This window comes from Helicobacter marmotae, assembly GCF_003364255.1.
Classification (GTDB): domain Bacteria; phylum Campylobacterota; class Campylobacteria; order Campylobacterales; family Helicobacteraceae; genus Helicobacter_C; species Helicobacter_C marmotae.
In genome coordinates, this window is the sequence record NZ_NXLR01000013.1 from 45,643 (window position 1) to 57,286 (window position 11,644).

An 11,644-nucleotide genomic window follows, 5' to 3' on the forward strand; every position below is an offset into this window, starting at 1 on the left:
TGGGTAAATTAAAATGATTTAAACCTCCTTTATATGGTATGAATATATGGTATTTAAGGTCGTATTTTGTTACTCATACGCCAGATTTTCATTTTCTCCGCTTGGGCTATTAAATCTTCTCTAAAATCAGGGTGAGCTAGAGAGATAATCGCCTCGCATTTCTCCCAAGTACTTAAGCCTTTGAGATTTGCCTTGCCATATTCTGTAACAAAATAATGCACATTTGCCCTTGTAGCAGTAATAATGCTCCCCTCATGCAAAGTGGGGAGGATTCTGCTTTTTAATGTGCCATCTTTTGCCCTCATCGTTGAAGAGCAGCAAATAAAGCTTTTGCCATTTTTTGCCAAATATGCTCCAAGCACGAAATCTAGCTGCCCGCCTGCCCCGCTAATATGCCTTGTGCCTGAAGATTCAGAATTTACCTGCCCAAAAAGGTCAATATCTACGGCATTATTAATAGAGATAAAGTTATCTAATGCCGCGATAGTGCGTATGTCATTGGTGTAATCAACAGGCGCGCTCATACATTCTGGATTATTGTTAAGAAAGTCATAGAGCTTCTTACTCCCCATAGCAAAGGAATATGTCTGCCTCCCTTGATTGATACTCTTTTTTCTCCCATTTACCTTGCCTGCTTCACTCATTTTTACAAAAGCATCAACATACACTTCTGTATGCACGCCTAAATCTTTCAAATCTGATTTTGCGATAAAAGACCCCACCGCATTTGGCATACCGCCTATGCCTAATTGTATGCAGGCTCCATCGCTAATCTCCTCTACTATCAGTTTTGCTACTGCTTCATCAACTTGTGAAATCTCCGCAGATGGCACTTCTACTAAAGGCGGATTATCTCCCTCTACAATCATATCTACTTGAGAAATATGCACATCTGTGCCAAATCCACCTAAACAGCGGGGCATATTTTCATTCACTTCGACAATCACCACCTTTGCTTTCTCTATACACGCGCTTAAATGTGAAGCAGATAAGCCAAAATTAAAATAGCCATGATTATCCATAGGAGCCACTTGGAGCATAACCACACTTGGCGTAGCCTTTGTTTCCTTATAATATCTAGGCAATTCAGAATACCTCATAGGCATATAAAATCCCAAACCTTGCTCGATAAGCTTACGTCCGATACCACTTGCATGCCACGTATGCCATGAAGCATGTTTGCCTTGTGTATCAACCTTGAACACTTCAGGCATTTGCACTAAAACTCCTCCGCGAAGCTTAATGTCATCTAGCTCTTCTATACGTTGGCTTAGGGCGGCATCAAGGGCTATAGGTGTCGTAACAGCCCAACCATAATCCACCCAATCACCAGATTTAATCACCCCTACAGCAGCAGCTGCACTTGTCTGCTTTTGCTTATACATCTGATATATATCCATAATGCAACCCTTCATAGAAATTCTCACACTTTAACAACGCACTACCTGCCTTTATTAATGTGGAGTGACACTTATTCTAGCAAGGATATGATTTTTTACTTTGCACAACTTTTGAATTTTTCTTGCCACTTTGTCGTATAAATTACATTTATGTATAAAAATTATACATTTTTACGCATTGCTTTATAATATTTCACAAAATAGACTTTCTCCAAAGAGAGAATCTATACAATAAAGAAACTTCAAATAAAAACTTTATCAATAAGGAAAACTTATGGCTCTTAGTCTTTTGGAGAAATTGCTTGTAATCTATGAACGCTCGCACCTTAGCGTATCGCACTTCGCGCGTATCATTGGCAAAGATAGGCGTACATTGACTTCATGGATTGATAAAAATGTCAATAAAGAACCCGATCAAAAAGTGCTTCATAATGTTACAACATTTTTTAGATACCCTGAGCGCATTTGGGATAAAGACTGCTATGAGGAGGAATTTTTCACTCTTCTTACACAAATACCAAAAAGTGAAATACGCATTATTGATAAAGGCTATGAGGGCGGATTAGAATATATTTTAGAAAAGGAAAAAAACAGACGTTTTGTAATACACCCTAGATTCCCCTCTCCTGCATATCGCGATAAAATTATTACCTTTCCTTACAAGTTTGGGCATTCAGAATATGCGGCAATCCTTCGACGTAAGCGCTATGAGCTTGTATTAGAGCATGGATTTGAGAGCATAGAATGGTATAGCATAGAATCATTATTACGCTTTGCATTCTCACCCATAGGGAATATTTATAGCATTAAGGAGCGATTAGCTATTTTAAGGCTTATGCTTGAACATTTTGAAGATAATTACAATAAAAGCCTTTATTTGTTTGATTCCTATAGTGCGAAGGCTTTTGGTGTGGATACGACTTATCTCTCTCTAAGTCCGCATGAAAATTTAATGTTTTTTAAAATGCCCATAGATTCTATGATTATAGAAATCACAAACAAAGCCCTAGTCCATAGAATCCACAAATATTTTACCGCCCCCTCACATGCCCCTAAGCATATCCCTAAAGACTATGCCCCGCAGATTCTTAAACTCTGTGCCCAATGCCTTGAATCAAAAAAGGGAATGATACATTTCTGCAAAACCCTTGCGCAAAATACCCCATATGCGCAACTCTTCACAAGCTCGATTTCTACAGATTTACACCATTTATTGCATACATAGAATGGCTAGAGATTTTGTCATCTTTAAAGGTAAAGACATAAAAAAAGGGGGGGGGGATCCTTGGGACCCCCTGTGTGCGTAGGTTTTATTATCACTTTGCAAAAGCCGAAGAATTGCTTTTAACCACTAGTGATTCGTTTAAGGAGTCTTTAGTAGATAAGAGAGATTCTTCGCAATGCTTGGAATGACAAAATAATTTCCCTTGCGGGTAGCTAAGTTTGTCATTCTGAGGGAGTGAAACGACCGAAGAATCTCTCTTAGCGACTAGTGATTCCTTTAGAGATTCTTCGGTTGGGCTCTGCCCTCCCTCAGAATGACAATAAGTCCCCAACGTCTCCCAGCAGTGAGACACGCTCTCACTGCGATAAAATTAAATCGCACGAAGTGCCACCTCTTAAAGCGTCGTCGGGGTGGGGGATATATAAGGGGGAGGGAGCGACTTCGCAATTCAAGCCCCTCCCCCTTATAGAAAAAGAAAAAAGGGAATCACTAGCAAATCCGTTAGTTTGGCATCACGAGGGAAGGCGTAGCCTGACCGAAGAAACTCTGTTTGATTCACCAGAAATTCTCCAAGTTTGTCATTCTGAGCGAAGCGAAGAATCTCTAAACGAGTCACTAGTCGCCCACAGAGATTCTTCGGTCGTTTCACTCCCTCAGAATGACAATAGTGGCAGAGTTTCTAGCAATTCTAACAGAGATTCTTCGCCTGCTATGCAGGCTCTAGACATGACAACGAATCCAGCCTTTACTAAAAATCCAAAAAGCAATGCCTCACCCTAAAGGGTAAAGACATGATAAAGTGGCTGACTTTCTAGTAAATCAGGGAGCAATTCTTCGCCTGCGGCTTGTGATGACAATAATAAAATCACTTTTTCCTTTTTAGCCATTGTGAAAAGCTCGCCACATAGCTCCAAAAAAGCGGGATAAAAAAGATAGCAATAAATGTCGCTGCCATCATACCGCCAATTACTCCCGTGCCAATGGCATGCCTGCTCGCACTCCCTGCCCCGCTGCTTAAAGCCAAAGGCAACACGCCTATACTAAAAGCAAGAGAAGTCATAATAATAGGGCGGAAGCGCAATTTCGCCGCACCTATGGCAGATTCCATAATGCTTTTACCCTCTTTTTCGTATAAATGTTGAGCAAACTCTACAATCAAAATGGCATTTTTCGCCGATAGGGCGATAAGCATTACAAGCCCGATTTGAAAATATATATCATTATTAAGCCCTCTTAGAGCGGTAGCCACAACCGCACCAAACACAGCAAAAGGCACAGCACTTAGCACAGAAATAGGCATAAGCCATCGCTCATACTGCGCACAGAGAATCAAAAACACAAAAACAAGCCCAAACACAAAGGCAAGCATTCCCGTGCCACTTGTGCTTTTCTCTTGATAGCTTGTACCTGAATAAGCAATGCTATAGCCCTCAGGCAGCACTTCTTTTGCCACTTCTTCAATCGTCCTTAGCGCATCACCGCTTGAGTAGCCCGCGCCCTCATTGGCATTCCCTATGACTTTCGCACTTGTAAAGAGATTAAATCTATCTACAATATCTGGTCCAATCACGCGTTCAGGGCGTACTAATGTGCTTATAGGGATTAAGTCGCCATTGCCAGACTTCACAAAGATACGTGCCAAATCTTCTACAGAATCTCTAAATTCACTTTGCGCTTGGATATTAACTTGATATGTCTTGCCATAGAGATTAAAGTCATTCACATAATACTGCCCAAAGGTCGCCTGCATAGTAGTGAAAACATCATCAATATTGACATTCATAGCCTTTGCTCTCTCCCTATCAAGCGTAATGTGATATTGCGGAATATCCGCGCTGAAAAGACTTCTCACGCCTACAAGCTCTTCTCTTTGATTTGCCTCTGCTACAAGGAGATTAGTGTATTTCTCTAATTCTTTAATACCTCTCCCTCCTCTATCTTGGATATAAATTTCAAATCCCCCCACAGTGGATAGCCCCATAATAGCAGGCGGAGTCGTTACAAGCGCAAAGGCATCAAGGGCTGCATTAAATGCACCTGTCATCTTTTGAGAGAGGCTAAAGGCACTCTGCGTGCGCTCATTCCAATCTTTAAGCGTAACAAAAATCACAGCCCCAGAAGTACGCGCCGCACTTGCTAGCATATCAAAGCCGGCAATGAGAAAGGCGGTCTTTACTTCTGGCTGCTTATCTAAAATATCTAAAGCCTTTCTACCTTGCTCAATGGTGCGAGAAAGTGAGGCAGCAGGCGGGAGCTGGATAAAGCTTATCATACTCCCCTTATCTTCACTTGGCACAAGCCCTGTAGGGAGCTTGCTTAATAAGCCCCAAGTAACGCCTATAATTGCCACAAAGCAAAGCATAAGGGCTAGCCCTCTTCTTAAAGCCTTGCCAATTTGCTCGCCAAATTTATGCGTAAGCCAATCAAAAAAGTCATTAAAACGACGCACGAGATAAAAACTTTTAGGTGAATGTGCTTTAAGGATAGAAACACACAGCGCAGGGGTAAGGCTAAGGGCTACAAAGCCCGAAATCACAACGGAAATAACAATAGTAATAGCAAACTGCTGATAAATCGCCCCTGCAAAGCCCCCGATAAACGCCACAGGGATAAACACAGAGCAAAGCACAAGCACAATAGCTACCACCGGTCCTTGTATCTCCTCCATAGCCTTCAATGTCGCTTCTTTCACAGAATATCGCTCTCCATTAGGATGTGTTTCTGTATGTAAGATTCTCTCTACATTTTCAATCACAATAATCGCATCATCAACCACAATCCCAATAGCCAAAATAAGCCCAAAGAGTGTAAGGAGATTAATAGAAAATCCTAAGGCATACATACCCGCAAATGTCCCTATAATCGACACAGGGATAGCAATCACAGGGATAATCGTTGCACGGACATTTTGCAAGAAAAAGTACATAATAATCACCACAAGCGCAATGGCTTCAATGAATGTTTTAACCACTTCTTTAATGGAGATTTTCACAAAGTCTGTTGTATTGTAAGGATTGGCATAGTGCATACCCTCGGGGAAACTTGCAGAGAGCTCTTTCATCTTTGCCTCTACGCTATCAGCTACTTCAAGCGCATTCGCTCCTGCCTGCAGGGCAATACCAAATGCCGCAGCATTTTTGCCATTAAGGAGAGGATTCACACTATAGTCTTTCGCTCCAAGCTCTATTTTGGCTATATCTTTGAGACGCAAAGCAGAGCCATCGCTTTGTGAGCGCACGATGATATTGCCAAACTCTTCTGCACTCACAAACCGCCCTTGTGTCGTTACAGAATATGTAAAAGCAACATCACTTCCTATAGGCTCTTTCCCAAAGGAGCCCACCGCAAATTGTGCATTCTGCTCTGCGATTACACGTGCGACTTCAGAGGGGGTAAGGTTGTTTTGAGAAAGTTTGTCTATATCAAGCCAAATTCTCATAGAATAATCCCTCGAGCCAAAGGCATTCACATCACCTACACCCGGGACCCTTTTAAGCTCATTAATCACATTTAAAATCGCATAGTTTGCTACATACGTCGCATCATGGGCGGGATTATCTGAATACATCGCATATACTGCAAGCATAGTAGAAGATCTTTTCCTTGTAGTAACGCCCACCCTTTGCACTTCTGTGGGGAGTTGCGTAAGTGCGGCTTGAACGCGATTGCTGACATTTACGAGTGCCATATCCGCATCAGAATCATTAGCAAAAAACACACTCAAATTCAGCACACCGCTTGAAGTAGAAGAAGACTTCATATACAGCATACCCTCCACACCATTAATGCTATCTTCAATAATACTTGCTACCGTATCTGCCATAACTTCAGCGCTTGCGCCGCTATATGTAGCTTGCACGACAATTTCATTAGGCACGACTTGAGGATATTCCTCCACCGGTAAAACAAAAATACAAATCGCACCTACTAATGTGATAATAATCGAAAGCACCATTGCAAAAATAGGGCGATTAATACAGAATCTTGACATATTTCCCCCTATTGCACTTGGCTTGAAGTATCTACTTTATTTTGCGAAACTTTACTTACAGGGCTTACTGGAGCACCATTGCGAATTTTGGAGAGTTGATTGAGTATCAGCTCATCATTATCTTGCAAACCACTTGTGGCTAAAACTTCTCCACTCTGCAGCCTTTTACCTAAAGTAACGCGCGCAATCTGTGCCTTGCCGTCTTTAACTAAATATACATAACTCCCCTCTGCATCTTGCATAAGCGCACTCTCAGGTATAGCTATGGCATTTTGAGCTTCAAAGCCCTTAAGGCGCACCCGCACAAACTCATTGGGTAAAAGTCTGTGCTCTTCATTATCTACAATAGAGCGAGCCTTAATACTTGAAGTTTGGCTATCAAGCACACTATCGACAAAGTCAAGTTTGCCAAGCTTGTCATACACTTGCCCATTATTAAGGATATACTCCACTTCAATAAGATTATTTTCTAAACCACGCATAAGGTAATAATCTGTATTAGGAATGGCAAATTCCGCATAAATAGGGCTTAGCTGGGTAATGGTAGTCAGCACATCTTGCCCGCTCCCTCCTACGAGATTGCCCACATCATAGCTTCGCATACCGATTCTCCCGCTAATGGTTGCTACCACATCTGTATAGCCTAAATCAATATTCATATCATCAAGTGCCGCTTGTGTGCTAGCGACATTGGCTTGGGCAGAGAGGAAGTTTGAGCGCGAAGTATCATATTGATCTATGGTATAAACGCCTTGCTTATAGAGCTTTTCCACGCGTTGCCAATCGCGATTAGCCTTAATGAAATTCGCCTCTGCAGACTGCCTTTGGGCTTTGGCTTGATTAACCTTTGCTTGGTAGCGAGCCGGGTCGATTTTAAATAAAAGCTGCCCCTCTTGGACAATATCTCCCTCTTTAAAATTCTTTGATAAAAGCACGCCTTGCACGCGTGCATATACGCCCGCACTCTGCACGCTTTTTAATCGTGCAGGGTATTCAAAGCTTAAATTCACATTTTGGTGTGCGATTTTTTGTGTCTGCACTTGAAGTGCGCCTTTTGCTTGCACACTTTGCCCATTTTCCTTACAACCTATTAAAACCCCTAAAGCAAAAATGCTAAAAAATAATGTGCGTAAAATCCACATTACATCTCCTTAAATTCAAAGAATGATTAATACTACAAATCTACATTTTTATACGTTTTGTGCCATTTATAAAGCCTAAAGTACTCCCCCAATTTTGTATTTATTATGCAAAATCTTTTAATAAAAGCTCCTCTGTGTTCATCACACCAACGCCTCTATCTAGCACCATTTGGGCGATTTCTTGGGCTTCTTTTAAAGAGTGCATTTTAGCCGTGCCACATTGATATATATTTAACTCTGGGATTTGCTTTTCATCTTTAATGCGCAAAACATCTCTCATACTTGCCTCCCACGCGTCTTTAACATCATAGGCATTGGGCTCTCCTATAACACTCATATAAAAGCCCGTACGACACCCCATTGGGGAAATATCAATAATCTCTACTCGTGCATTATTTAAATGCTCGCGCATAAAGCCGGCTATTAAATGCTCCATAGTGTGGATACCCTTTTCACTTAGAATCTCTACATTTGGGCGAGTAAAACGCAAGTCAAAGACGCTAATCACATCACCCTTTGGTGTTTGCATACTCTTTGCTAAGCGCACTGCGGGAGCAGGCATACGAGTATGATCAACTTTAAAACTATCAAGTAATGGCATAAAAACTCCTTTTGTATATTTGTATAGCTGGGTATTGTAATGGATTTTTGTAAATAGTTGCCTATACAACTATTTACATTTCCTTAACTGATAGCTCCGCAAATCTCCCTAATATTCCATCACACATCTAGCCCTCTTCTCACCCCCTTAGGGGAGCACAAAATGAAGGCAAAAATCTCTATTTGATTTACCAAAGACTCTCCAAGTTTGTCAGCTCTCTAGTCTTGGAAGAGCATAGGAGGTGAAGTATTGCTTTTTAGATTACTAGTAAATGCTGGATTGATTGTCATGTCTTAGGGCTTTATGCCCGAAGAATCTCTTAAAGAATCACCAGCGACTCTGTTAGTTTGTCATTCTGAGGGAGTGTAGCGACCGAAGAATCTCTTCACAAAGCCACTAGACAGTCCCAATCCTATTGTCATTCTGAGGGAGGGCGTAGCCTGACCGAAGAATCTCTCTTATCTACTAAAGACTCCTTAACAGAAACACTAGAAAGGCAGTTATTTTGTCATTCTGAGCGAAGCGAAGAATCTCTAAACGAATCACTAGTCGCCCACAGAGATTCTTCGCCTGCTATGCAGGCTCAGAATGACAAACTTGGCAGAGTCGCTGGTAAATCTAAAAGAGATTCTTCACCTCCTAAAGGAGGCTCAGAATGACAAACTTGGCAGAGTCGCTGGTAAATCTAAAAGAGATTCTTCACCTCCTAAAGGAGGCTCAGAATGACAAACTTTGCTCACTTTTAGTGGATTTATAAAGCAATGCTTCGTGCTTAAAGCTAGCAAGAGGCGACAATATCTTGCACGTAAAGGCAGAATAACAAACAAGCCCACACAACAAATTCCCTTATTTATGCACGCAAAACTAAATGCGAAATAACAAACAAAAAACCTTAATGAATGAAAAAATGGAGTTGTAGTATAATAAGCATTAGGGGTTGCCTCAAAGGGGCGGCCACCCCTTTGAGTGTAACCTACTTTAAAAAAGGAGGTTACCATGAGTAAGATTTACAAGACAATCTTAGTGGCTATCTTACTATTATGTTTTATAATAGTCAAGTGCTACTAAGAGTTTAACCCCAAGGTCTCGCCTTTGGCTTAAGGGCGGGATCAGTCTTACTCTCCCCTTTATTAAGCCTTGAGAGCTTTTGACACTTCATTGTGCAGAGACTCTATTAGATTTACTAGTAAATGCTGTTACTTTGTCATTCCAAGCATTGTGAAAAACTCTACCCGAATTACTAACGACTCCGTTATTTTGTCATTCTGAGGGAGCGTAGCGACCGAAGAATCTCTTTTATCTACTAAGGACTCTCTTTCAAAAATACAAAAAAGTGCGACTAGTGATTCTTGCAGAGATTCTTCGGCTTTTGCAAAGCCTCAGAATGACAATAGTGGCAGAGTTTCTAGCAATTCTAACAGAGATTCTTCACCCCTTATCGGAGGCTCAGAATGACAAACTTGGAGAATCGCTGGTAAATCTAAAAGAGATTCTTCGCTTCGCTCAGAATGACAAACTAACAACATTTACTAAAATTCCAAACAGAGATTCTTCGGTCATTACCACTCCCTCAGAATGACAAGAGGGGTAGAGTCTCTAGTAAATCGAGCAGCAATGCTTCACCCTCAAAGCCAGCAAGAGGCGACAAAATTTGTATCCTTATAGGAAGCAGGCTTAAACCCAATAAAAATTCTTTTATCCAAATGTATATCCATTAAGAATTCCTTATTATAATTCCGCCTCAAGGAAAAGGAAACAAATTTATAAAACGGGAAGTTGGATAAAATTATGATAGTAGGTTATATAAGCCACGTAAGTTATATAGTAAGCTATATAGGGGAATGTACTATACCCCCCCCCCCCGCGGCACACACAAGCCATATATTCCATATATTAAAAGATATATTCAAAGCAAATACACCAAGCTATTACAAAACTCTCATAACACCCCTAACTCTCCAAGCTAAACTAGGCTCTTAATATATGTGGTTTATGCCCATGCGATATGGCTATGTGAGGGCTATCTGCCTTGCCCCATACCCCTTACTCCTCACCCCTCTCTTTATCACTTATGCCAACGCACAGACTAATAACTGGAGTAATAATTGCGAATCCACCACTAGAACCAGCAATTATTGCAAGCTTACTTCCGTCCCTACCTCTATCACATCTGCTAGTCATTATGTGAATAATCCCGGATCACAGCCTACGACACTGATTGTTGAATCAAATGTGCAAATCACCGTGAATTATGCGGGGACTGGGACAAATCCCACTATTATTGGTAATCTCGATACGCAAAGTGCCTTTAATCTCACTGTGAATACTGGGGCACGTTTGCAAAATAATAGTGCTGGAGCCTTTGCGCTCTATACTGTGCAAAATAGCAACACTACTTTAGTTAATAACGGGAGTATTAGCCGCACAGGTATACTAGGAAGCCTCACTGCTACCAATAATACTGGAGCCACTATCCAAAGAATTGCTGCTAGCTATGGGACACATAGTGTAACTAATGCTGGCACCATTACAGATATTGCCGTGCAGCAAAGTAGCACCTTTACTATGCTAGATAACTCAGGCACACTTACTAACCTTACTATGCCTAACCAAAGCACACTCCAAAATGCCACTAACACAGGAACTATCACTTTTTTTTCCATTACACACGCCAGTGCGGTGGTAAATAGTTTCACTAATGACACAGGTGGCACTCTAACTACCTTATATACCAATAACAACGCCCAGATACAAAATTTTACCAACAAAGGCACTCTAACTACCATAAGCAATGGTATAGGCACACAAAATGGAGCAGGGAATACTACTTATCGCCTCAATGGGCAAGGGAGAATAACGACCTTTACCAATGAGGGCACTCTAAGCGGGGCTTTCAATAATGGCACACGTGGAGTGATAGAGACTTTTACTAATTCTGGCTCTATGAGTAATGCTGGGACTACTGGCGTAAATTCAAATAATAACTTTAATCAAATCACTACTTTTACTAATACCTCCACTGGCACTATTGCCTTTTTACGAAATGGCGGGAGTAGCAATAGTGCCGCTATGATTACTACCCTAAATAATGAGGGGACATGGAATAATTTAACGAATGCAAATATTTCTCAAGCTCTAACCACAATAGGGACATTAAATAATAGCGGCTCATTCACTACCCTACTCAACCAAGGCGCCAAATCTCGCATAACCACCCTAAATAACCAAACTAGTGGCACCATTACTACCCTAAATAATGGCACAGGAGCGGTAATTACTACCCTA

General features: G+C 41.2%; 10 protein-coding genes. 5 read left to right on the plus strand and 5 right to left on the minus strand.

Features of this window, described 5'->3' with window-relative positions:
* Positions 1-53: 53 nt before the first annotated feature.
* Entirely contained in the window at positions 54-1,400 is a 1,347-nt protein-coding gene (locus CQA63_RS07065) for a butyryl-CoA:acetate CoA-transferase (RefSeq protein WP_104700283.1), read from the minus strand.
* Between the two features lie 274 nt (positions 1,401-1,674).
* Between CQA63_RS07065 and CQA63_RS07070 the strand changes: the two genes are divergently transcribed.
* Positions 1,675-2,625 carry a hypothetical protein gene (locus tag CQA63_RS07070; RefSeq protein WP_104700284.1) on the plus strand — a complete coding sequence of 317 codons (951 nt, stop codon included), beginning with the start codon at positions 1,675-1,677 and terminating at the stop codon, positions 2,623-2,625.
* A 91-nt stretch (positions 2,626-2,716) separates the two neighbouring features.
* On the opposite strand, the gene CQA63_RS09505 is transcribed toward CQA63_RS07070, so the two are convergent.
* Positions 2,717-2,977 (minus strand): hypothetical protein, encoded by a 261-nt coding sequence (locus CQA63_RS09505; RefSeq protein WP_158655491.1) that lies wholly within the window; start codon positions 2,975-2,977, stop codon positions 2,717-2,719.
* Positions 2,978-3,009: 32 nt separating this feature from the next.
* Between CQA63_RS09505 and CQA63_RS07075 the strand changes: the two genes are divergently transcribed.
* Positions 3,010-3,405 carry a hypothetical protein gene (locus CQA63_RS07075; protein WP_170128386.1) on the plus strand — a complete coding sequence of 132 codons (396 nt, stop codon included), beginning with the start codon at positions 3,010-3,012 and terminating at the stop codon, positions 3,403-3,405.
* An 85-nt stretch (positions 3,406-3,490) separates the two neighbouring features.
* Here CQA63_RS07075 and CQA63_RS07080 read toward each other — a convergent pair whose 3' ends face one another.
* The 3 genes from CQA63_RS07080 to luxS all read right to left on the minus strand — a co-directional run bounded on the left by CQA63_RS07080 (position 3,491) and on the right by luxS (position 8,359).
* Complete coding sequence (locus CQA63_RS07080) at positions 3,491-6,616, minus strand: efflux RND transporter permease subunit (RefSeq protein WP_104699735.1); 3,126 nt, start codon at positions 6,614-6,616, stop codon at positions 3,491-3,493.
* An 8-nt stretch (positions 6,617-6,624) separates the two neighbouring features.
* Positions 6,625-7,758, minus strand: a complete 1,134-nt coding sequence (locus CQA63_RS07085) for an efflux RND transporter periplasmic adaptor subunit (protein ID WP_104699734.1) — start codon at positions 7,756-7,758, stop codon at positions 6,625-6,627.
* 103 nt (positions 7,759-7,861) lie between these two features.
* Positions 7,862-8,359: an S-ribosylhomocysteine lyase gene (luxS, locus tag CQA63_RS07090; protein WP_104699733.1), complete on the minus strand. Its 498-nt coding sequence runs from the start codon at positions 8,357-8,359 to the stop codon at positions 7,862-7,864.
* A 597-nt stretch (positions 8,360-8,956) separates the two neighbouring features.
* Here luxS and CQA63_RS10425 point away from each other — a divergent pair.
* The 3 genes from CQA63_RS10425 to CQA63_RS07105 all read left to right on the plus strand — a co-directional run.
* Entirely contained in the window at positions 8,957-9,085 is a 129-nt protein-coding gene (locus CQA63_RS10425; RefSeq protein ID WP_280524196.1) for a hypothetical protein, read from the plus strand.
* 607 nt (positions 9,086-9,692) lie between these two features.
* Positions 9,693-9,938, plus strand: coding sequence for a hypothetical protein (locus tag CQA63_RS07095; RefSeq protein ID WP_104699732.1), 246 nt, complete (start codon positions 9,693-9,695; stop codon positions 9,936-9,938).
* A 404-nt stretch (positions 9,939-10,342) separates the two neighbouring features.
* The coding region (locus tag CQA63_RS07105) for a hypothetical protein (protein ID WP_211305734.1) at positions 10,343-11,644 on the plus strand (1,302 nt) is incomplete at its 3' end.

Excerpts from the sequence above, each read along its gene's own strand:
- CQA63_RS07065 (WP_104700283.1), bottom strand. The coding sequence starts at position 1,400 with ATGGATATATATCAGATGTATAAGCAAAAGCAGACAAGTGCAGCTGCT.
- CQA63_RS07070 (WP_104700284.1), top strand. The coding sequence starts at position 1,675 with ATGGCTCTTAGTCTTTTGGAGAAATTGCTTGTAATCTATGAACGCTCG.
- CQA63_RS07080 (WP_104699735.1), bottom strand. The coding sequence starts at position 6,616 with ATGTCAAGATTCTGTATTAATCGCCCTATTTTTGCAATGGTGCTTTCG.
- luxS (WP_104699733.1), bottom strand. The coding sequence starts at position 8,359 with ATGCCATTACTTGATAGTTTTAAAGTTGATCATACTCGTATGCCTGCT.
- CQA63_RS07085 (WP_104699734.1), bottom strand. The coding sequence starts at position 7,758 with ATGTGGATTTTACGCACATTATTTTTTAGCATTTTTGCTTTAGGGGTT.